Annotated in this window: 26 protein-coding genes; 2 read left to right on the forward strand and 24 right to left on the reverse strand. The window is 69.1% G+C overall.

All coding sequences use genetic code 11. From position 1 onward, the window contains the following. Nucleotides 1–3: 3 nt before the first annotated feature. From rpsE to rpsL, 24 genes are all read right to left on the reverse strand, one after another. On the reverse strand, nt 4–750 hold the full coding sequence (gene rpsE / locus HDA30_RS06215; RefSeq protein ID WP_158496582.1) for a 30S ribosomal protein S5: 747 nt from the start codon (nt 748–750) through the stop codon (nt 4–6). Beyond that, nucleotides 747–1,121, reverse strand: a complete 375-nt coding sequence (gene rplR / locus HDA30_RS06220; RefSeq protein WP_158496581.1) for a 50S ribosomal protein L18 — start codon at nt 1,119–1,121, stop codon at nt 747–749. Before rplR ends, rpsE begins: the two co-directional genes overlap by 4 nt. Further along, nucleotides 1,121–1,654: a 50S ribosomal protein L6 gene (rplF, locus tag HDA30_RS06225; protein ID WP_158496580.1), complete on the reverse strand. Its 534-nt coding sequence runs from the start codon at nt 1,652–1,654 to the stop codon at nt 1,121–1,123. The genes rplR and rplF overlap by 1 nt, the downstream gene beginning before the upstream one ends. Before the next feature lie 30 nt (nt 1,655–1,684). Then, a complete protein-coding gene (gene rpsH / locus HDA30_RS06230) occupies nt 1,685–2,083 on the reverse strand; it encodes a 30S ribosomal protein S8 (RefSeq protein ID WP_158496579.1) in 399 nt (132 codons plus the stop codon). 74 nt (nt 2,084–2,157) lie between these two features. Then, the gene (rplE, locus tag HDA30_RS06235; protein WP_158496578.1) at nt 2,158–2,733 is read right to left on the reverse strand and encodes a 50S ribosomal protein L5; all 576 of its coding nucleotides are present in this window, start codon (nt 2,731–2,733) and stop codon (nt 2,158–2,160) included. Continuing rightward, nucleotides 2,733–3,074, reverse strand: a complete 342-nt coding sequence (rplX, locus tag HDA30_RS06240; RefSeq protein ID WP_158496577.1) for a 50S ribosomal protein L24 — start codon at nt 3,072–3,074, stop codon at nt 2,733–2,735. Before rplX ends, rplE begins: the two co-directional genes overlap by 1 nt. Before the next feature lie 4 nt (nt 3,075–3,078). Next, nucleotides 3,079–3,447 (reverse strand): 50S ribosomal protein L14, encoded by a 369-nt coding sequence (gene rplN, locus HDA30_RS06245; RefSeq protein ID WP_158496576.1) that lies wholly within the window; start codon nt 3,445–3,447, stop codon nt 3,079–3,081. Nucleotides 3,448–3,799: 352 nt separating this feature from the next. After that, a complete protein-coding gene (gene rpsQ / locus HDA30_RS06250; protein ID WP_158496575.1) occupies nt 3,800–4,078 on the reverse strand; it encodes a 30S ribosomal protein S17 in 279 nt (92 codons plus the stop codon). After that, the gene (rpmC, locus tag HDA30_RS06255; protein WP_158496574.1) at nt 4,075–4,338 is read right to left on the reverse strand and encodes a 50S ribosomal protein L29; all 264 of its coding nucleotides are present in this window, start codon (nt 4,336–4,338) and stop codon (nt 4,075–4,077) included. Before rpmC ends, rpsQ begins: the two co-directional genes overlap by 4 nt. 4 nt (nt 4,339–4,342) lie before the next feature. Next, complete coding sequence (gene rplP, locus HDA30_RS06260; RefSeq protein ID WP_158496573.1) at nt 4,343–4,759, reverse strand: 50S ribosomal protein L16; 417 nt, start codon at nt 4,757–4,759, stop codon at nt 4,343–4,345. Further along, nucleotides 4,759–5,580, reverse strand: a complete 822-nt coding sequence (rpsC, locus tag HDA30_RS06265) for a 30S ribosomal protein S3 (RefSeq protein ID WP_158496572.1) — start codon at nt 5,578–5,580, stop codon at nt 4,759–4,761. Before rpsC ends, rplP begins: the two co-directional genes overlap by 1 nt. After that, nucleotides 5,580–5,948, reverse strand: coding sequence for a 50S ribosomal protein L22 (gene rplV / locus HDA30_RS06270; RefSeq protein WP_158496571.1), 369 nt, complete (start codon nt 5,946–5,948; stop codon nt 5,580–5,582). The genes rpsC and rplV overlap by 1 nt, the downstream gene beginning before the upstream one ends. Nucleotides 5,949–6,001: 53 nt before the next feature. Continuing rightward, nucleotides 6,002–6,283 carry a 30S ribosomal protein S19 gene (gene rpsS / locus HDA30_RS06275; RefSeq protein WP_158496570.1) on the reverse strand — a complete coding sequence of 94 codons (282 nt, stop codon included), beginning with the start codon at nt 6,281–6,283 and terminating at the stop codon, nt 6,002–6,004. Between the two features lie 15 nt (nt 6,284–6,298). After that, on the reverse strand, nt 6,299–7,138 hold the full coding sequence (gene rplB, locus HDA30_RS06280; protein ID WP_158496569.1) for a 50S ribosomal protein L2: 840 nt from the start codon (nt 7,136–7,138) through the stop codon (nt 6,299–6,301). A gap of 37 nt (nt 7,139–7,175) precedes the next feature. After that, nucleotides 7,176–7,481: a 50S ribosomal protein L23 gene (gene rplW / locus HDA30_RS06285; protein ID WP_158496568.1), complete on the reverse strand. Its 306-nt coding sequence runs from the start codon at nt 7,479–7,481 to the stop codon at nt 7,176–7,178. Beyond that, the gene (gene rplD, locus HDA30_RS06290; protein WP_158496567.1) at nt 7,478–8,110 is read right to left on the reverse strand and encodes a 50S ribosomal protein L4; all 633 of its coding nucleotides are present in this window, start codon (nt 8,108–8,110) and stop codon (nt 7,478–7,480) included. Before rplD ends, rplW begins: the two co-directional genes overlap by 4 nt. Nucleotides 8,111–8,115: 5 nt before the next feature. Then, entirely contained in the window at nt 8,116–8,766 is a 651-nt protein-coding gene (gene rplC / locus HDA30_RS06295; RefSeq protein WP_158496566.1) for a 50S ribosomal protein L3, read from the reverse strand. A 20-nt stretch (nt 8,767–8,786) separates the two neighbouring features. Next, entirely contained in the window at nt 8,787–9,095 is a 309-nt protein-coding gene (gene rpsJ / locus HDA30_RS06300) for a 30S ribosomal protein S10 (protein WP_002857463.1), read from the reverse strand. A gap of 343 nt (nt 9,096–9,438) precedes the next feature. Further along, on the reverse strand, nt 9,439–9,942 hold the full coding sequence (locus tag HDA30_RS06305; protein WP_158496565.1) for a DUF3817 domain-containing protein: 504 nt from the start codon (nt 9,940–9,942) through the stop codon (nt 9,439–9,441). 19 nt (nt 9,943–9,961) lie between these two features. After that, nucleotides 9,962–13,585 carry a hypothetical protein gene (locus tag HDA30_RS06310; protein ID WP_184241422.1) on the reverse strand — a complete coding sequence of 1,208 codons (3,624 nt, stop codon included), beginning with the start codon at nt 13,583–13,585 and terminating at the stop codon, nt 9,962–9,964. Nucleotides 13,586–13,774: 189 nt separating this feature from the next. Then, entirely contained in the window at nt 13,775–14,965 is a 1,191-nt protein-coding gene (gene tuf, locus HDA30_RS06315; RefSeq protein WP_158496563.1) for an elongation factor Tu, read from the reverse strand. Between the two features lie 283 nt (nt 14,966–15,248). After that, nucleotides 15,249–17,363 carry an elongation factor G gene (gene fusA / locus HDA30_RS06320; RefSeq protein ID WP_158496562.1) on the reverse strand — a complete coding sequence of 705 codons (2,115 nt, stop codon included), beginning with the start codon at nt 17,361–17,363 and terminating at the stop codon, nt 15,249–15,251. Nucleotides 17,364–17,509: 146 nt separating this feature from the next. Beyond that, nucleotides 17,510–17,980 carry a 30S ribosomal protein S7 gene (rpsG, locus tag HDA30_RS06325; RefSeq protein WP_158496561.1) on the reverse strand — a complete coding sequence of 157 codons (471 nt, stop codon included), beginning with the start codon at nt 17,978–17,980 and terminating at the stop codon, nt 17,510–17,512. Beyond that, nucleotides 17,980–18,354, reverse strand: coding sequence for a 30S ribosomal protein S12 (gene rpsL / locus HDA30_RS06330; RefSeq protein WP_158496560.1), 375 nt, complete (start codon nt 18,352–18,354; stop codon nt 17,980–17,982). The genes rpsG and rpsL overlap by 1 nt, the downstream gene beginning before the upstream one ends. Before the next feature lie 309 nt (nt 18,355–18,663). Here rpsL and HDA30_RS06335 point away from each other — a divergent pair, with 309 nt between their 5' ends. Continuing rightward, the gene (locus HDA30_RS06335; RefSeq protein WP_184241423.1) at nt 18,664–19,857 is read left to right on the forward strand and encodes a lipid II:glycine glycyltransferase FemX; all 1,194 of its coding nucleotides are present in this window, start codon (nt 18,664–18,666) and stop codon (nt 19,855–19,857) included. Between the two features lie 135 nt (nt 19,858–19,992). Continuing rightward, a complete protein-coding gene (locus HDA30_RS06340; protein WP_262337772.1) occupies nt 19,993–21,237 on the forward strand; it encodes an aminoacyltransferase in 1,245 nt (414 codons plus the stop codon). Nucleotides 21,238–21,302 lie beyond the last annotated feature (65 nt).

Below are 21,302 nucleotides of genomic sequence, written 5' to 3' on the forward strand. Positions count from 1 at the left end.
GGCTCACGCTCCTGCCTTCTGGGTGCTCTTGGCTTCCCGGTCGGCCTCGATCGTGCGCAGCATGGCGTGCGGGGCGATCTCGTCGAGATCCTTGCCGCGGCGTGCTGCGACGGACTGGGGCTCCTCGAGCTGCTTCAGGGCGTCCACGGTGCCGCGCACGATGTTGATCGCGTTGGCGGAGCCCATGGACTTGGACAGCACGTCGTGAATGCCCGCGCACTCCAGCACTGCACGCACCGGGCCGCCGGCGATCACACCGGTACCCGGCGAGGCCGGACGCAGCAGGACGACGCCCGCGGCGTCCTCACCCTTGACCAGGTGAGGGATGGTGGAGCCGACGCGCGGCACGCGGAAGAAGGACTTCTTGGCCTCCTCCACGGCCTTCGAGATCGCGGCGGGCACCTCCTTCGCCTTGCCGTAGCCGACGCCGACCATGCCATCGCCGTCACCGACGACGACCAGGGCGGTGAAGGCGAAGCGACGGCCGCCCTTGACGACCTTCGACACGCGGTTGATGCCGATGACGCGCTCGAGGAACGCGTCCTTGTCATCGTCACGGCCGCCACGGCCACCACGGCCACCACGGTCATCACGACGGCCGCCACGGCCGCCGTCGCGACCGCCACGAGCCGAGTCACGGCCGCCGGAACGCTCGGTGGACTGGCTGGCCGAGCCGGCGGCGGTCTCGGCGACAGCGGTCTCGGTCTTCTCGGTCACCTGGGTGTCCTTCTCGTTGTTGTTCTCGCTCACAGCTGCAGCCCACCCTCTCGGGCGCCGTCGGCGACGGCGGCCACTCGACCGTGGTACTTGTTGCCGCCGCGGTCGAACACGGCGGCGTCGACGCCCGCGGCCTTGGCGCGCTCAGCGAGCAGCTCGCCCACGCGCTTGGCCTTCGCGGTCTTGTCGCCGTCCAGCCCGCGCAGCTCCGCCTCCATGGTGGAGGCAGAGGCGAGGGTGCGGCCCTGCGTGTCGTCGACCAGCTGCACGAACATGTGGCGTGCGGAGCGGTTGACGACCAGGCGCGGACGCACGGCGGAGCCGGTGATCCGCTTGCGGACACGGAGGTGGCGGCGGGTACGGGCAACGGCCTTGCCCTTGCCCTTCACCTTCAGAGTAGACATCACTTACCTGCCTTTCCGGCCTTGCGGCGGATCTGCTCGCCCGCGTAGCGGACGCCCTTGCCCTTGTACGGGTCGGGGCGACGCAGCTTGCGGATGTTGGCGGCGACCTCGCCGACCTTCTGCTTGTCGATGCCGGAGACGGTGACCTTGTTGCCCTCGACGCCGAAGGAGATGCCCTCCGGGCACTTCACCGGCACGGGATGCGAGTAGCCCAGGGCGAACTCCAGGTCCTGCCCCTTGGCGAGCACGCGGTAGCCGGTGCCGACGACCTCGAGCTGCTTGGAGAAGCCCTCGGTCACGCCCAGGATCATGTTGTTGATCAGGGTGCGGGACAGCCCGTGGAGGGAACGGGACTCGCGCTCGTCGTCGGGACGGGCCACGGTGACCTGTCCGTCCTCGAGGGCGACCGTGATCGGTGCGGCGATGGTGCGCTCCAGCTGGCCCTTGGGGCCCTTCACGGTGACGTGGGCGCCGTCGATGGTCACATCGACGCCGCTGGGAATGGTGATCGGCAGACGTCCGATTCGCGACATTTCAGTACAGCCTTTCTTCCGTCTCGCCCGTCACCAGACGTAGGCGAGGACTTCCCCGCCCACGCCCTTCTTGGCGGCCTGCCGGTCCGTGAGGAGGCCGGAGGAGGTGGACAGGATGGCGATGCCCAGACCGCCCAGGACGTGGGGCAGGTTGGTGGACTTCGCGTACACGCGGAGGCCGGGCTTGGAGATGCGGCGCAGGCCGGCGATCGCACGCTCGCGCTGCGGGCCGAACTTCAGGTCGATGGTGAGGGTCTTGCCCACCTCGGCCTGCTCTTCGCGCCAGTCGGAGATGTAGCCTTCGGCCTTCAGGATGTCGGCCACGCGGGTCTTCAGCTTGGAAGACGGCATGGACACGGTGTCGTGGGAGGCCGAGTTTGCGTTGCGCAGACGCGTCAGCATGTCTGCGACGGGATCGGTCATGGTCATGAGGGCTTCACGCCCTTTCCCGCCCTGGTTTCCAACTCCGGTTCACCGGAGACAGGACCTGTGGCGTAGAGGTCTTACTTTTCGGTCTTGAACGGGAAGCCCAGCGCCTTCAGCAGCGCCCGGCCCTCGTCGTCGTTCTTGGCGGTGGTCACCACGGTGATGTCCATGCCGCGCACGCGGTCGATCTTGTCCTGATCGATCTCGTGGAACACGGTCTGCTCGGACAGGCCGAAGGTGTAGTTGCCATTGCCGTCGAACTGACGGTCCGACAGCCCGCGGAAGTCGCGGATGCGGGGCAGCGCCAGGGTCACGAGGCGGTCCAGGAACTCCCACATGCGGTCGCCGCGCAGGGTGGCGTGCGTGCCGATGGGCATCCCCTCGCGCAGCTTGAACTGCGCAATGGACTTGCGGGCCTTGGTGATCATCGGCTTCTGGCCCGTGATCTGCGTGAGATCGCGGACGGCGCCGTCGATGATCTTCGAGTCCTTTGCGGCCTCGCCGACACCCATGTTCACGACCACCTTGACCAGGCCGGGCACCTGCATGACGTTCGGGTACTCGAACTGCTCCTGCAGGGACGCACGGATCTGCTCGCGGTACTTCGTCTTCAGACGCGGGGTGACCTTCTCGGTCTGCTGAACCTCGGTCATCACAGCTCCTTCCCCGAGGCCTTGGCGAAGCGCACCTTCACGGTGCGGCTCTCGCCGTCCTTCTCGACGGTCTCGAAGCGGTAGCCCACGCGGGTCGGCTTCTTGGTCTCCGGATCCACAATCGCCACATTCGAGATGTGAATGGGCGCCTCGACGACCTGCAGGCCGCCCTCGGTGGAGCCGTTGTTGTTCTGACCGGCACGCAGGTGCTTGGTCACGCGGTTGACGCCCTCAACGAGGACGCGCTCCTGTGCCGGAAACACGCGCAGGACCTTGCCCTGCAGGCCGCGGTCCTTGCCGGCGATGACCTGGACCAGGTCGTCCTTCTTGATCTTGGCCATGGCGTCAGATCACCTCCGGTGCGAGCGACACGATCTTCATGAACCGCTTGTCACGCAGCTCGCGGCCCACGGGGCCGAAGATGCGGGTGCCGCGGGGCTCACCCTCGTTCTTGAGGATCACGGCCGCGTTCTCGTCGAAACGGATGTACGAGCCGTCCGGGCGGCGGATCTGCTTGCGAGTCCGCACGACCACGGCCTTGACGACGTCACCCTTCTTGACGTTGCCGCCGGGGATGGCGTCCTTGACGGTGGCGACAATGGTGTCGCCGATGCTTGCGTAGCGGCGTCCTGAGCCACCGAGAACACGGATGGTCAGGATCTCCTTCGCACCGGTGTTGTCGGCGACCTTGAGCCGCGACTCCTGCTGAATCACTTATCTCTCCTTGCGTCTCGCCGGTTCTCGCCCACGGTGGACGAGCCTTGCGGAACGGATTTCACGAGCGGTCCCGGCGTGCTTACCCCTGCCCTCTCGGCGGCGCACCGCTCCGGGCCGTCGAGGCGCGTGTTCAGACAGCGCGTCGAGGGCGGCGGACGCGGCGACCGCAGGGCAAGGCCGAGGCGGATCCGAGACCAGTAGTGCGTCGCCGCTGCGCTCGCGGGATGGATGGTCCCGCCTACAACGGACGCACGATCACAAGAGCTTACCGCAAAGGCCCGCCCCGCGCCACCGTCCGAGGGGACGGCGGGCGGGGCGGGCCCGTGCGAGGCGGCTCATGCCGCGCGCGTCACTTGGCGCGCTCGGTGATCTCCACGAGGCGGAAGTACTTGTCCGCCGACATGGGGCGGGTCTCCGCGAGGAGCACACGGTCGCCGACGCCGGCGGTGTTCTCCTCGTCGTGGGCCTTCACGCGCTTGGAGGTCTTCATGACCTTGCCGTACAGCGCGTGCTTCTTGCGGTCCTCGACCTCGACGACGATCGTCTTGTCCATCTTGTCGGACACGACGACGCCGCGAAGCGACTTGCGGTAGCCGCGCTCCTGGGCGGCTGCGGTCTGCTCGGTCACTTGGCAGCCTCCTCGTTCTTGTCACCCTCGCCTGCGACGTCCTCGCGGATGCCGAGCTCGCGCTCACGCAGGATGGTGTAGATGCGGGCGATGTCGCGCTTGACGGCCTTGAGACGGCTGGAGTTGTCCAGCTGGCCGGTCGCCGCCTGGAAGCGCAGGTTGAACAGCTCCTCCTTGGAAGACTTCAGAGCCTCCCGCAGACGGCTGTTGTCCATGGTGTCCAGGGACTCGACGTTCAGATCCTTGGTTCCGATGGCCATGGGATCACTCACCACCCTCTCGACGGATGATTCGGGCCTTGAGCGGCAGCTTGTGGATGGCCAGACGCAGCGCCTCGCGGGCGACCTCGTCCGAGACACCCGAGAGCTCGAAGAGCACGCGGCCCGGCTTGACGTTGGCGACCCACCACTCGGGCGAGCCCTTGCCGGAGCCCATACGGGTCTCGGCGGGCTTCTTCGTAAGCGGGCGGTCCGGGTAGATGTTGATCCAGACCTTGCCGCCACGCTTGATGTAGCGGGTCATGGCGATACGCGCGGCCTCGATCTGACGGTTCGTCACATAGGCCGGCGTGAGCGCCTGGATGCCCCACTCGCCGAAAGTCACGGTGGTGCCGCCCTTGGCGGCGCCGGTGCGCTTCGGGCTGTGCTGCTTGCGGTGCTTGACTCGACGGGGAATCAGCATCAGGCGTTGCCTCCTTCAGCGGGAGCGGCGGCCGGAGCCTGCGCACCGGCGCCCTGCGAGGCGTTCTCCTGACGCGGAGCACGCTCGGCACGGTCATTGCGACGACGACGCTCGCCGCCACGGCGGTCGCCGCCGCGGCCACGGCCCGAGGGCTGCGCGGCCTCCTTGGCCGCGAGCTCCTTGGCGGTCAGGTCGCCCTTGTAGATCCAGACCTTCACACCGATGCGGCCGAAGGTCGTCTTGGCCTCGAACTTGCCGAAGTCGATGTTCGCGCGCAGGGTGTGCAGCGGCACGCGCCCCTCGCGGTAGAACTCCGAACGGCTCATTTCGGCGCCGCCGAGACGGCCGGCGCACTGGATGCGGATGCCCTTGGCACCGGCGCGCATGGCCGACTGGATGGCCTTCTTCATCGCGCGGCGGAACGCCACGCGCGAGGCGAGCTGCTCGGCCACGCCCTGCGCCACCAGCTGAGCGTCGGTCTCGGGGTTCTTGACCTCGAGGATGTTCAGCTGGATCTGCTTGCCGGTGAGCTTCTCGAGCTCGCCGCGGATACGGTCAGCCTCTGCGCCGCGTCGACCGATGACGATGCCCGGGCGAGCGGTGTGGATGTCCACACGCACGCGGTCACGGGTGCGCTCGATCTCCACCTTGGAGATGCCGGCGCGCTCCATGCCGTTGGTCATCAGCTCGCGGATCTTGACGTCCTCCTTGAGGAAGTCCTTGTACCGCTGGCCCTCCTTGTGAGAGTCAGCGAACCAGTGCGAGACATGGTCGGTGGTGATGCCGAGGCGGAAACCGTTGGGGTTGATCTTCTGTCCCATTACTTGGTCCCACCCTTCTCGTCCTTGGAGGCAACAACCACGGTGATGTGGCTGGTGCGCTTGTTGATGCGGAAAGCGCGGCCCTGGGCACGCGGCTGGAACCGCTTCATGGTCGGGCCTTCGGAGACGAAGGCCTCGCTGATGTACAGCGAGCTCTCGTCGAAGGCGAGGCCCTCACGGTCGGCCTTGACGCGGGCGTTGGCCACAGCGGAGGCGACCAGCTTGTACACCGGCTCCGAAGCGCCCTGCTGGGCGAACTTCAGGATGGCCAGAGCCTCGATGGTGTCCTTGCCACGGACCAGGTCGACGACGCGCCGGGCCTTCATCGGCGTCACGCGCAGGTGGCGCGCAATTGCCTTGGCTTCCATTGCTTCTCTCTTTCGATTCTCTCGAAGGTCAAGCGTGCAGATCCCTCAGGGGGTCAGCGGCGCTTGCCCTTCTTGTCGTCCTTCACGTGACCGCGGAACAGTCGCGTGGGCGCGAACTCTCCGAGCTTGTGGCCCACCATCGACTCGGTGATGAACACCGGGATGTGCTTGCGGCCGTCGTGCACCGCGATGGTGTGGCCGAGCATGTCCGGGATGATCATCGACCGGCGAGACCAGGTCTTGATGACGTTCTTGGTGCCCTTCTCGTTCTCGGCCAGAACCTTCAGGTAGAGGTGCTGATCGACGAAGGGGCCCTTCTTCAGGCTGCGAGGCATGTCTTGTCAGCTCCCTTATCGCTTGTTCTTGCCGGTACGACGACGACGCACGATGTACTTGTCGGATTCCTTGTTCGGACGACGCGTGCGGCCCTCGGGCTTGCCGTTCGGGTTGACCGGGTGACGGCCACCGGAGGTCTTGCCCTCGCCACCGCCGTGCGGGTGGTCGACCGGGTTCATGACGACGCCGCGGACGGTCGGGCGCACGCCCTTCCAGCGCATGCGGCCGGCCTTGCCCCAGCTGATGTTGGTCTGCTCGGCGTTGCCCACCTCGCCGATCGTGGCGCGGCAGCGCACGTCGACGTTGCGGATCTCGCCCGAGGGCAGACGCAGCTGGGCGAAACGACCCTCGCGGGCGACCAGCTGGATGGAGGCGCCGGCGGAGCGGGCCATCTTGGCACCGCCGCCCGGACGCAGCTCCACGGCGTGGATCACGGTGCCGAGCGGGATGTTGCGCAGCGGCAGGTTGTTGCCGGGCTTGATGTCCGCGTTCGGACCGGCCTCGACGGCGTCACCCTGCTTCAGCTTGGCCGGAGCCAGGATGTACCGCTTCGTGCCGTCCACGTAGTGCAGCAGCGCGATGCGGGCGGTGCGGTTCGGGTCGTACTCGATGTGAGCGACCTTCGCCGGCACGCCGTCCTTGTCGTGACGACGGAAGTCGATCAGACGGTACTGACGCTTGTGGCCGCCGCCCTTGTGGCGGGTGGTGATGCGGCCGGTGTTGTTGCGGCCGCCGGTCTTGTGCAGCGGGCGGAGAAGGGACTTCTCCGGCGTGGACCGGGTGATCTCTGCGAAGTCGGCCACCGACGAGCCGCGCTGGCCCGGGGTGGTCGGCTTGTGTTTACGGATAGCCATGTACCTATTCCTCGATTAAGTGGTCTCCGCACGCCAATCAGGCGAGCGGACCTCCGAAGATGTCGATCGACCCTTCCTTGAGCGTGACGATCGCACGCTTGGTGGCTTTGCGCTGGCCCCAGCCGAAGCGGGTGCGGCGGCGCTTGCCGGGTCGGTTCAGGGTGTTCACCGAGGACACGGAGACGTCGAAGATGCGCTCGATCGCCTGCTTGATCTCGGTCTTGTTGGAGCGCGGGTCGACCAGGAAGGTGTACTTGCCTTCGTCGATCAGCCCGTAGCTCTTCTCCGACACGACGGGAGCGATGATCACGTCGCGGGGATCCTTGTTGATGGAGCCGCTCACTGGGCATCCTCCTTCTTGGCACCGGAAGCACGCGCCACGAACGCCTCGTAGGCGGACTGCGTGAACACGACGTCGTCGGCGACGAGCACGTCGTAGGTGTTCAGCTGGTCTGCGTACAGGGTGTGCACGGCGGGCAGATTACGGACGGACAGGGCGGCGACGTCGTCGGCGCGGTCGATGACGACCAGCATGGTCTTGCGACCGGTGCCCAGGGACGCCAGCGCCTCCTTGGCGGCCTTCGTCGACGGGGTCTCACCGGTGACGATGGCCTCAACGACGTGGACGCGACCGTTGCGGGCGCGGTCCGACAGGGCGCCACGCAGAGCGGCGGCCTTCATCTTCTTGGGGGTGCGCAGCGAGTAGTCGCGCGGCACGGGCCCGTGGACGATGCCACCGCCGGTCATCTGCGGCTCGCGGATCGAGCCCTGACGGGCACGACCGGTGCCCTTCTGCTTGAAGGGCTTGCGGCCTGCGCCGGACACCTCGCCGCGGTTCTTCGCCTTGTGGGTGCCCTGACGGGCGGCGGCGAGCTGGGCCACGACGACCTGGTGCATCAGCGGGACGTTGGCCTGCACGTCGAAGATCTCGGCGGGCAGGTCGACCTTGACAGTCTTCACAGAGTTGGCCATGGGTCTCAGGCTCCCTTCGCGGCGCTGCGCACGAGCACGACCTGGCCCTTGGGGCCGGGCACCGCGCCCTTGATGAGCAGCAGGTTGTTGTCCACGTCGATGCCGTGGAGCGTGAGGTTCTGGGTGGTCTGACGCACGGCGCCCATGCGGCCGGCCATGCGCTGGCCCTTGAAGACGCGGCCCGGGGTGGCCGCGCCGCCGACGGAGCCGGGCTTGCGGTGGTTCTTGTGCTGGCCGTGCGAGGCGCCCACGCCGGCGAAGCCGTGGCGCTTCATGCCGCCGGCGAAGCCCTTGCCCTTGGTCGTGCCGACGACGTCGACCTTCTGGCCGGCCTCGAAGATCTCGACGGTGACGTCCTGACCGAGCGAGTACTCGGAGGTGTCGTCGGTGCGCAGCTCGACAAGGTGGCGGCGCGGGGTCACGCCGGCCTTCTCGAAGTGACCGGCGACCGGCTTGGTGACGCGGCGCGGGTCGATCTGGCCGTAGGCGATCTGGACCGCGGCGTAGCCGTCGGTCGCTTCGTCGCGCAGCTGGGTGACCACGTTCGGGTCTGCCTGGACCACGGTGACCGGGATGAGCTTGGAGCCCTCGTCCCAGACCTGGGTCATGCCGAGCTTCGTGCCCAGCAGGCCCTTGACGTTACGGGTGTTGGTCATAGTCTCTCAGCACCTCCCTCTCAGAGCTTGATCTCGATGTTGACGTCCGCGGGCAGGTCCAGTCGCATGAGCGAGTCCACGGCCTTCGGCGTCGGGTCGATGATGTCGATGAGCCGCTTGTGGGTGCGCATCTCGAAATGCTCGCGGCTGTCCTTGTACTTGTGCGGAGAACGGATAACGCAGTACACGTTCTTCTCGGTCGGCAGCGGCACGGGGCCGACCACCGTCGCGCCTGCGCGCGTGACCGTGTCAACGATCTTGCGGGCCGAGACGTCGATGACCTCGTGGTCGTACGACTTCAGCCGGATGCGGATCTTCTGTCCCGCCATGGCGTCACGCCTCTCTATCGGGTGTGCTGTTCCTGTCCCTGTGCGCAAAGCCCGGGGCTTCGCCTGTTGTCCGTACCCGCACGAGGCGAATCCGAGGTGTCGGGTTCCTCGCCGCCGTCGGGCTCCGAGCCACGCGGTCGGGCGTGTCGCACTGTTCAGAGTGCGCACGCGGCGAAGCCGCGGTGCGTCGGTGGGATGCTGCGTGTGGGCCGCGCCGTCACCCGCGAGACACACGGGGACGCCGCATGGGCGCTTGAGCAACTTATCCAGTATGACAGATCGGGGCTCCCGGCGCCAAGTGGCGGTGGGAGCCCCGATCTGTGACGTCGGTTGCGGAGCGGACTCAGCCGCCCCACTCGCTTGGCGGGCCCGCGTTCAATAGGACGACGAACACGACCGCCACCGCGGCCACGGCGAGCAGGGCGCTCACGACGGGCCGACGCAGCACGAGCCGCAGCAGCCGCCGCGGCGCGGGGTCCGCGCCCTCGACCGACTCAAGCACGCTCCAGCGCTCCGCGGGCTCACCCCGGCGGGCGACGGACCGCTCGAAGGGCACGGTCAGGAACGGGAGGATCGAGCTGGCCAGCGCGGCCACGCCCCGGCCCGCGGCCCAGCGCGTGTCGATCCACACGGCGATGACGACCACCACGTAGCAGAGGAACACGAAGCCGTGGACCCCACCGGCGACCGGCATGAGCGCCTCGGTGGTGCCCGAGTACTTCAGCACCATCGCCAGGATCAGCAGCGCCCAGGTGACCATCTCAGCCAGGGCGGTCACGCGGAACAGGGTCCGAGGTCCGGGCAGCGCGCCGCCATGAGCTGGCTCGCGTACAGAGGAGTGGATCATTCACCCATGCTACTGGCCGTCAGTCTCGCCGCTCCGACCGTTGCAGCTGACGCACGCCCAGCACGAACAGCGCCACGGCGGCCAGCACGAGCCAGAGGAAGAACAGCTCGCTGAGCGCGTACATCACCGACAGCGTCAGCCCGGCCGCGCCCCACCACAGCAGGACGCGGTCAGCGATGAGCAGGCCCGCCGCCACCATGACGGCGAAGCCGGCCAGGCCGAGCAGCTGCGTCACGTGCGCCCCGGGCAGGATCAGGGACGCCGCGGCCGGGAGGACGACCGCCGCCATCGTGTGCAGCGCCGCGGCAGACCAGCGGCTCACCGACATCCGGTCCAGCACGGCGACGCAGGCCAGCACGACGGCGACGCCCACCAGGCTCCACCACAGGCGCGTGGCGGTCTCGACGAACGTCGTCGGCGGCAGCAGTCGGAACCACAGGTAGACGAGCAGCAGCGCGACCAGGGTGATCAGGTGCCAACGGGCCTGACGCACCGCCGGTTCGAACTCCGGCTGCAGTCGGACCAGCGCGTGCAGGCCGGCCCAGACGCCGACGACCACCAGCACGGCCGCGGTGCACACCGCCGGTGCCGGGCCCGGCAGCACGAGCGCGAGGGCGCTCACGGTCACGACCGTGCCGAGGGCGCCCAAGCTCTCCGGGCCGAGGGTCCGCCGGCTGCCGGCCCACGTGGCGGCCGCGGCGACCACACCCATCATGAGCACGAGGGGACCGACCGACTCCACGGGCAGCCGCGCCCCGAGACCGGTGTGTCCCAGCGCCGCGAGCACCCCGCGGCCCAGCGCCCAGGCGAGTGCCGGGGCGGTCACCGCGCCAACGCCAGGCGTGCCGAGTCGGCGGGCCATCACGGGCGGCACCAGGGCCGCGCAGGCCCACGGCACCGCGACGATCAGGCCGCTGGCGGCGCCGAGCTCGACGCCGTTCTGCGCGGCCCGCAGCAGACCCACCTCGGCCAGCACGATCCCGAGCATCAGTGCGGCAGCGAGGACCGCAGCACGCCGATGCACCGCGCCGACCGGCCCCTGCGATCCGTCCGGCCCATACGAGTCTGCCTGCCAGACGCGTCGGCCCCCGCGGATCAGCATCACCGTCGCGGCGACCGCCAGGGCCGGACCGGCCACCGCGGCGGGCACCAGCGCGTTCGGCAGCAGACCGCGGTCCAGGGTGATCGCGTCGGTCAGCACCGTCAGCGCGCTCAGGGCCGTCGCGGTGAGGACGTCTGTCCGCAGGCTGGGCATCCGGTCGATCCGCTCCGGCCGTTCCAGCACACCCGCCACGGCCAGGCCGCCCAGCGCGGACAGGCACGCGAACCGGTCGGCCTCGCCCAGGGACACCAGGAGCACGGCGAGGATCGCCAGGCCGGTGCACCACAGGCTGACCCGGTCCCACCGCCTGCCCATGCTCAGCAGCCGGACGCGCAGCAGGGCACCGAGGGCCAGGGACGCCACGAGCACGAGGGCCACGGGGCCGAAGCCCCAGGCCAGTTCGATGGCTGTGCGGGTGAGCGCCGTGGAGACGAGGGCCTGCACGGCCAGCAGCGCGAGCATACGCACGCCTCGGCCGAGGTACGGAGCGGACAGCCGCACCAGCTGCACCCAGAGGCCGGCCCAGACGAGCAGGGCCACGACGCCGACGACCCAGCTCGGATGCACCGCCGCCCGCAACGCGGGCAGCCCGGTCAGCACGGCTGCCGTGGCCACCACCGCCTGGGCGATGGGGCGTGTCTCGTTCTCGCCCAGCAGGCGGCGGGCGCCGACGAGCATCAGTGCCGTGCACAGCAGCAGCGGCACCAGCCAGGGGCTCGCCCAGAGGTGGTCGGCCGGCACCGTGACCGCTGCCCCCACCGCACTGCACGCGGCCCAGCCGGTGGCCGGCAGCCACGCCCGCGCTGCGGCGTCGCGTGCTCCGACGCGCCCCCAGGCGTACCCGAGGCCCAACAGGGCGATCAGGACTCCTGTGATCGCAAGCAGCCACAGCAGTCGCTCGCCGGTGAACCCGTCGGCCGTCAGGGCACGGGTCCAGGTCCAGGGGAGCCCGACGGTGCACGTGCCGGCGACCGCAAGCAGGCCGGCCTGCCACAGATCCCGCGTCGGGCGCGCCGAGCCGCCGCCCGTCGGTGCTGCGGGGATCCGCCGCGTCCGGGACAGAGCCGCCCAGAGGCAGGCCGCGGCCCCGGTGTGGACGAGGGGCCACATCTGTGCCTCGACGAAGGTCACAAACATCGCGGCCAGGGCGGCCGCGACGGCCCCGGAGGTCGTGGCCACCGCACGGGTGGGACTCACGGCTCGGAGCGGGACAGCGGCGCCGACCAGCAGCGCCAGCGCGAGAATCCCGTCAGCGGGGACCTGGGCCACGGCCGGTTCGGCGGCGGCGCAGGCGACGGCCAGCGCCGCCCATGTGCTCGGCTCTGCCACGGTGTGCGCCGGACCCGTCGCCTGCAGGAGACGGCGCCGTCCCAGGGCCAGGGCGAAGATCAGGGCAACACATCCCAGCACGAGCAGCATGGCGTGTGCGGGCGCCCGCAGCTGTGCCAGCAGGCACACCACGGCGCCCAGGCCCGCGGCGCGCACGATGACACCGTCCCACCAGTCGTGCTCGCCACCGGCGACAGCCCGGCTGCCCGCGTACACCACGGCCAGCGACAGCAGGAGCGCGAGGTCGCCCCAGGCGAGCACCGCCCCGGGCGCGGCCATGGCGATGACCAGCGCTACGGCCGGCAGACCGTAGCCGAGCCACGGATGCTGACGCCGCAGCGCCTGCACCAGGATTCCGTCCGCGCCGCCACGGCGCGAGAGCCACCAACACAGCCCGATGGACAGCACCAGTCCCGCCACCAGGCTCCACACGAGTCCCGAACGCAGGGTCGCTCCTCCGGCCAGGCTGGTCGAGGCGATGCAGGCCGCCGTCAGGTGCGCGACGACCACAGAGCGCAGACGCACCGCGAGCAGCGTCGCCGCCCCGACACCCACGACGGACGTGAGCAGCCAGGAGATCAGGGGCTCATGCACCACTTCGGCATCCAGCAGCAGGCCCAGAACGGGGAGCATCGCCAGACCCGCGCCGGCCAGGGCCACGGCGGCCGGACGCAGCCGTTCGGATCGATGATGCAGGAGCACGCCCGCGAGCATCAGACCGACCACGACCACCATCAGTCCCCCGAGGCGTGCCACCGGCGGCAGGAACGTCCCGACGAACAATGTCGCCGCGGCGACGAGCAGCAGAGTCGAGACGGCAAACGTGATGTTCACGTGCCGCAGCCGGCGTCGCTGCTGTTCCCCGGGATCCGGCGGAAGCGGCGCCACCACCGGACGGGGGCGGGCCGTCGCGGTCTCGGCGTCGGACACCGGCGGCCGACTCCCCCGGTTCCACTGGCCCATCGCCGGCGGAGCCTGCGGCCCGGACCCGGCAGCAGCGGTCACCGGCTTCGGCACTTCCGGCGACGCGGGTGCCACCGGAGACGGCGCGGGACCAGCCTGCATGGCCGTTTCTGCCTGCCAGGCCGAGCGCTGAACGGCGCTGGCTTCGGTCTGCGCTCGCTCCCACAGGACGCCCTGGCGGCGACCGGTGGAACGGCCGACGGCATAACCGAACACATAGACCACGACCAGCAGTATGAGCACCACCACGTGCACGGCCCCCCTTTCACACAGCGGATTCCGCCGACCGCCGCAATGGGGATCACACTACCGCGCCCCCTCCCCCCGCCGTGTCGACGGGCCTACACACGACGACGTCCCCGCCCTCCGGATCTCTCCGGACGACGGGGACGTCGTGCGTGGTCGGCTCACGCGGAGCCGACGGCCACGGTCAGTCGATCACTTGGTGATCTTGGTGACGCGGCCCGAGCCGACGGTGCGGCCACCCTCACGGATGGCGAAGCCGAGGCCCTCCTCCATGGCGATCGGCTGGATCAGCTCGACCGTCATCTCGGTGGTGTCGCCCGGCATGACCATCTCGGTGCCCTCGGGCAGCGTGATGACGCCGGTGACGTCGGTGGTGCGGAAGTAGAACTGCGGGCGGTAGTTCGAGTAGAACGGGTTGTGACGCCCGCCCTCGTCCTTCGAGAGGATGTAGACGTTCGCCTCGAAGTTGGTGTGCGGGGTGATCGAGCCCGGGGCCACGACGACCTGGCCGCGCTCGACGTCGTCACGCTTCAGACCGCGCAGCAGCAGGCCGCAGTTCTCACCGGCCCAGGCCTCGTCGAGCTGCTTGTGGAACATCTCGATGCCCGTGACGGTGGTCTTCTGCAGGTCGCGGATGCCCACGATCTCGACCTCGGAGTTGATGGACAGGGTGCCGCGCTCGGCGCGACCGGTCACCACGGTGCCGCGGCCGGTGATGGTGAAGACGTCCTCGATCGGCATCAGGAACGGCTTGTCGGTGTCGCGCACCGGATCCGGGATGTACTCGTCGACGGCCTCCATGAGCTCCTCGACCGACTTCACCCACTTCTCATCGCCCTCGAGAGCCTTCAGGCCGGAGGTCTTCACGACCGGGGCCTCGTCGCCGTCGAAGTCCTGCGAGGACAGCAGCTCGCGGACCTCCATCTCGACGAGCTCCAGCAGCTCCTCGTCCTCGACCATGTCGGCCTTGTTCAGGGCCACCAGCAGCGCCGGCACGCCGACCTGGCGGGCCAGGAGCACGTGCTCGCGGGTCTGGGCCATCGGACCGTCGGTGGCGGCGACCACGAGGATCGCGCCGTCCATCTGGGCAGCGCCGGTGATCATGTTCTTGATGTAGTCAGCGTGACCCGGCGCGTCGACGTGCGCGTAGTGGCGCTTGTCGGTCTGGTACTCCACGTGGGAGATGTTGATGGTGATGCCGCGCTGGCGCTCCTCCGGAGCGGAGTCGATGGTCGCGAAGTCACGGGCCTCGTTGAGGTCCGGGAACTTGTCGTACAGGACCTTCGAGATCGCTGCGGTCAGAGTGGTCTTGCCGTGGTCAACGTGGCCGATGGTGCCGATGTTGAGGTGCGGCTTCGTCCGCTCGAACTTTGCCTTTGCCACAGGTTCCTCCTAGAACTTGTTTCATCGTCAAGAAGACTTCTCAGCCGCGTGGGGCGTGCTGACAACTCGGTCAAGTCTACTTCGCCGATGGGGTGTAGGGAAATCCCGGCGAGATTGAGGACCAGTCCGGTTCCAGGCCTGCTGGGCCGCGATGCGCGGACCGGACCTTGCCCGTCCTGACGAAGGGGTCGACCACGCCGGGTGTGGGGACCCCCGCCCCCGGCGGCCACGCGTCACGCGCGGCCGCCGGGGGCACGTGTGCTCAGAGCACGTGACGCTCAGGTCACTCGCCCTGGGACTTCTGGATGATCTCGTCGGCGACGGCCTTCGGCACCTCGGCGTACGAGTGGAAGACCATCGAGAACACCGCACGGCCCTGCGTCTTGGAGCGCAGATCGCCGATGTAGCCGAACATCTCCGACAGCGGCACGAGGGCCTTGACGACCTTCACGCCGGTGGCGTCCTCCATGGACTGGATCTGGCCGCGGCGGGAGTTCAGGTCGCCGATGACGTCGCCCATGAACTCCTCGGGGGTGCGCACCTCGACCGCCATGAGCGGCTCCAGGATGATCGGCTGAGCCTTGCGCACGCCCTCCTTGAACGCCTGCGAGCCGGCGATCTTGAACGCCATCTCGGAGGAGTCGACGTCGTGGTAGGCGCCGTCGAGCAGGGTCGCCTTGACGCCCACCATCGGGTAGCCGGCCAGCACGCCGAACGTCATCGCGTCCTGGATGCCCGCGTCCACCGACGGGATGTACTCGCGCGGCACGCGGCCGCCGGTGACGGCGTTCTCGAACGCGTAGGTCTCGCCCTCGGAGGTGTCCAGGGGCTCGAACTTCAGCTGCACCTTGGCGAACTGACCGGAACCGCCGGTCTGCTTCTTGTGGGTGTAGTCGACCTTCTCGACGGTCTTCTTGATGGCCTCACGGTAGGCCACCTGCGGCTTGCCGATATTGGCCTCGACCTTGAACTCGCGCTTCATGCGGTCGACGAAGACGTCCAGGTGCAGCTCGCCCATGCCGCCGACCTCGGTCTGGCCGGTCTCCTCGTTGAGGGAGACGCGGAAGGTCGGGTCCTCCGCGACGAGCTTCTGAATGGCGGTGGAGAGCTTCTCCTGATCGCCCTTCGACTTCGGCTCGATGGCCACGGAGATCACCGGCTCCGGGAACTCCATCGACTCGAGGATGATCGGCTCATTGGGGTTGCAGAGGGTGTCACCGGTGGTGGTGTCCTTCAGCCCGATGACCGCGTAGATGTGACCGGCGACGACCTCGTCGACCGGGTTCTCCTTGTTCGCGTGCATCTGGAACAGCTTGCCGATGCGCTCCTTCTTGCCCTTGGTGGCGTTGAGGATCTGCGAACCGGTCTCGAGGCGGCCCGAGTACACGCGAATGAAGGTCAGCGTGCCGAAGAACGGGTGCGAGGCGATCTTGAACGCCAGCGCCGAGAACGGGGCCTCCTTCGAGGCCTCGCGGGTCATCGGCGTGTCCTCGTCGCCGACGGCGTGACCGGTGATGGCGCCCGCGTCGAGCGGGTTGGGCAGGTACGCCACGACGGCGTCGAGCATCGGCTGCACGCCGCGGTTCTTGAAGGCCGAGCCGCAGAAGACCGGGTAGGCCTCCGCATTCACGGTCAGCTTGCGCACGCCGGCCTTGATCTCGTCCTCGGAGAGCTCCTCGCCCTCGAGGTACTTCTCCATGAGCTCCTCATCGGACTCCGCGACGGCCTCGACGAGCGCCGCGCGGTACTCCTCGGCCTTCTCCTTGAGGTCGTCCGGGATCTCACGGGTCTCGTACTCGGCGCCCATGGTCACGTCGCCCTTGGCGTCGCCCGGCCACACGAAGGCCTTCATGGACAGCAGGTCCACGACGCCGACGAAGTCGTTCTCCGCACCGATCGGCAGCTGCATCACCAGCGGCTTCGCGCCGAGGCGCGAGACGATGGTGTCCACGGTGTAGTAGAAGTCGGCGCCGAGCTTGTCCATCTTGTTGACGAAGCAGATGCGCGGGACGTTGTACTTGTCCGCCTGGCGCCACACGGTCTCCGACTGGGGCTCCACGCCCTCCTTGCCGTCGAACACGGCGACCGCACCGTCGAGCACGCGCAGCGAACGCTCCACCTCGACGGTGAAGTCGACGTGGCCGGGCGTGTCGATGATGTTGATCTGGGTGCCCTTCCAGAAGGAGGTCACCGCGGCGGAGGTGATGGTGATGCCGCGTTCCTTCTCCTGCTCCATCCAGTCGGTGGTCGACGCACCATCGTGGGTCTCACCGAGCTTGTGGTTCACACCCGTGTAGAACAGGATGCGCTCGGTGGTGGTGGTCTTGCCGGCATCGATGTGGGCCATGATGCCGATGTTGCGGACCTTGTTCAGGTCAGTCAGCACGTCCTGTGCCACGGTGTCTCCCTAAGGCTCGGGTAGTGGGGGCTCGTCGAAAGGATAAGGGCGCGGGCACGTCCGAGACACATCTCAGGCGTGCAGCGGGCGAATCCGGCACGCGCCGGGGCACGGTCAGCACCGTGCCCCGGCGCGTGCAGGGTCGATCACCAGCGGTAGTGGGCGAACGCCTTGTTGGCCTCAGCCATCTTGTGCGTGTCCTCGCGACGCTTCACAGCGCCGCCCAGACCGTTCGAGGCGTCGAGGATCTCGTTCATGAGGCGCTCGGTCATGGTCTTCTCGCGGCGGGCCTTCGAGAAACCGACCAGCCAGCGCAGGGCCAGGGCCGTGGAGCGGCCCGGCTTGACCTCGACCGGCACCTGGTAGGTGGCGCCGCCCACGCGGCGCGAACGCACCTCGAGGGCCGGCTTGATGTTGTCCATGGCCTTCTTGAGCGTCACGACCGGATCGGCGCCGTTCTTCTGCTGGGCGCCCTCGAGCGCGCCGTAGACGATGCGCTCGGCGGTGGACTTCTTGCCGTCGATGAGCACCTTGTTGATCAGCTGCGTGACCAGCGGGGAGCCGTAGACGGGGTCGACGACGAGGGGGCGCTTCGGCGCGGGTCCCTTACGAGGCATTACTTCTTCTCCTTCTTCACGCCGTAGCGGGAGCGGGCCTGACCGCGTCCCTTGACGCCCTGGGTGTCGAGGGCGCCGCGGACGATGCGGTACCGCACGCCCGGAAGGTCCTTCACGCGGCCACCGCGCACGAGCACGATCGAGTGCTCCTGCAGGTTGTGGCCCTCCCCCGGGATGTACGCGGTGACCTCGACGCCGCCGTTGAGGCGCACGCGGGCGACCTTACGGAGCGCGGAGTTCGGCTTCTTCGGGGTCGTGGTGTACACACGGGTGCACACGCCACGACGCATGGGGTTCCCCTGCAGTGCAGGGGCCTTGGTCTTGACGACCTTCGGTGAGCGGCCCTTGCGGACCAGCTGCTGAATCGTAGGCACTCTTCAGTCTTCCTCTTCGGTGATCGCTGACGTGATCGCCCGATCCCGCGTCGGTGGTGTCCGGGGATCGGCGCTGCTCGTTCCTCGCTCTGCCTCTCCTGCTGGGGGCTCGAGAGCAAACGTCCGCAGGCGTGCAAAAGTGTGGCATTCGTTGCGCAACAACCCCGCAACCCGGACCGAGTCCATACTGCCACACGAAAAACAATCGTCGTCCAGACTAGCACGGGCTCAGAGAGCCTCCAAGCGGAGGTGACGCGCCCCGCATTCTGGCGCCGACGAGGCACCCCGTCCCGTGCGTACACTGGCGCCGTGACGACTTCTGCTGAGAACTCCCCCGCTTCGAACCAACCCGCCCCCGGCGGACAGGCCGGCCCCGACGCCCTCACGGTGCGCCCGATCACCGAGGCTGAGCACATCGAAGTGCTGCGTCGCCGTCCGGAGAGCTCCTTCCTGCAGAACCCCGCATGGGGCCGCGTGAAGGTCGGCTGGCGTCCGGTCTCGCTCGGCTTCTTCCGCGGCCACGAGCTCGTGGGCGCGGCCCTCGTGCTGTTGCGCCGCCTGCCCGTGCCGGCGAAAGTGCCTTTCCTGGGCCGCGCCTGCCTGGCCTACGTCTCCGAGGGCCCGGTGCTGGACGAGGGCGTCGACATGCTGGCCGCACTCGAGCCGATGGTCGCCCACCTCAAGGGTGAGGGCGCGTTCCTCGTCCGTGTGGGCCTGCCCGGTCCGGTCCGCCGCTGGGAGGCCGACGCGCTGCGCAAGGCGATCAAGGACCCCGAGATCGGCTCCGTCCTGGACCTGGAGGCCGAGGTGACCCCCGGCGCCCTGGAACTGCAGGACCGCCTGCGGGCGGCCGGCTGGCAGGCGCCGGAGGTCGGGGACGGATTCATCGCGGGCCAGCCGATGTTCCAGGCCCGCATCCCCCTCGAGGGCCTGGACGTGGACGGCGTGCTCAAGCGCATGAACCAGACCAGCCGCTCCGAGACCCGCAAGTCCACGCGCACCGACCTGGACGTGCGCGAGGCCGGCGCCGCCGGCCTCGACGAGTTCATGCAGACCTACACGCAGACCGCCGAGCGCGAGGGCTTCAATGGCCGCGCCAAGGAGTACTTCGAGGGTGTGTTCGCCGAGCTCGGCGAGTCTCCGATCGCCGATGTGGACCTGTTCCTCGCCTCCTACGAGGGCCAGCCCCTCGCCGGCGCGATCGCGATCCGTCAGGGCCGGTTCGCCTGGTACCCCTACGGCGGCTCAGCGACGGCCGAGCGCAAGCGCTTCGCCCCCCGGGCACTGCAGCTGCAGCAGATCGAGGCCGCCCTCGAGGCCGGCTGCCACTGGTATGACCTCGGCGGCGTCGGCCCTTCGCTCGACCCCGAGCACAAGCTCGCCGGCCTCATGCGGTTCAAGACCGCGATCGGCGCGGACGTCGTGCAGACCCACGGCGAATGGGAGCTGCCGCTGAACAAGCCGCTGGCCAAGGCCTTCGCGCTGTACCTGGCCCGGCGCTGACGCCAACGCGACACTGCGGGGCCTCCGGGTCCCGCGGCGGCGCCGCATCACGGTGCTGTCACGGCCGATCACAGAGGCATCACGTCCGGGCGCTCCCCCTCGTGTGGGCCAGTCGCGCTCGGTAGTGTCGTGTCGGTGAGCGACGAGTCAGTTTCGAGCACACCCGCACCGACGACTCCCGCCCGGGCCTTCCGCGCCGGGGGGCGCTCACGCGCCCACACGCCGTCACTGACGGCGCACCGCATCGACGCGGCTGCCCACGCAGCGCATCTGGCCGGACACCCCGACGCGTCGTTCCTGCAGAACCCCGACTGGGCGGTGCTGAAACAGGCGTGGGGCTCGCGCTCGGTGGGTTTCTTCCACGGCGACCGTCTCGTGGGCTCCGCCCTGATCCTCACTCGCCGCCTGCCGGTTCCCTCGCGGATCCCCGTGGCTGGCCGTGCACACCTCGCCTATGTTTCGGGCGGACCCGTGCTGGATGCGGGCGTCGACCTGCTCGAGGCCCTCGACGCACTCACCGGACTGGTCCGCGCCGACGGCGCGTTCCAGCTGCGCGTGGGCCCACCGGGCACCGTGCGCCGCTGGGCCGCCGACGACGTGCGCAAGGCCCTCCCCCGAGACGAGCATGCCGCCCTGCTCGACCTGCCGCCCGCCCACGAAGACGCCGAGGCCCTGGCCCTGCAGCAGAGGCTGCGCGAAGCCGGCTGGCGCACCGAGGACCCGGGAGAGGAGTTCGCGGACGGGCAGCCGGTGTTCCAGGCCCGGATCCCCCTCGACCCGTCTTCCGGTCCCGAGGAGGGGCTCGAAGCGGTGCTGGCCCGCATGAGTTCCTCGAGCCGCAAGCGCTCGCGTCGCAGCCTGCGCGCCGGCCTGACGATCGACCGCCACACGGGCCGTCCCGACGCCGACACCCTGGCCGTCTGGGAACGCCTGAGCGACGACACCGCCGCCCGCGACGGCTTCGCCGCACGCCCCACCGACTACTTCCGCACCCTGCTTGAGGAGTTCGGCGCCGCCGAGCCCGTGCACACCGAACTGCTGGTTGCCTGCACCGAGGGCGAACCCGCGGCCGCCGCGTTCACGATCCGTCAAGGTCAGATCGCGTGGCGGCCCTACAGTGCCTCCTCGTCGCGGCACCGCAAGGTCGACGCGCCCCGGGCGCTGCAGGTCACTCAGATCCAGGACGCCCTCGCCGCCGGCTGTCGCGTCTTCGATCTGGGCGGTGTCAGCGGGACCCTGCGCCAGGATCACCGCCTCGCCGGACTCACCGAGTTCAAAACGACGCAGGGCGCCGACATCGTGCAGACCCACGGCGAATGGGACCTGCCGCTGAACCGACCGCTCGCCGCGGCGTTCCGGCTGTACATGGCCCGCCGCTGAGGCCGCACCCGGCCTCGCGAACGCGAGAAGGCCCGCCCACCTCCCCCTCACGGGGACGCGGGCGG

Origin of the sequence: Micrococcus cohnii (assembly GCF_014205175.1) — a bacterium.
GTDB lineage: Bacteria > Actinomycetota > Actinomycetes > Actinomycetales > Micrococcaceae > Micrococcus > Micrococcus cohnii.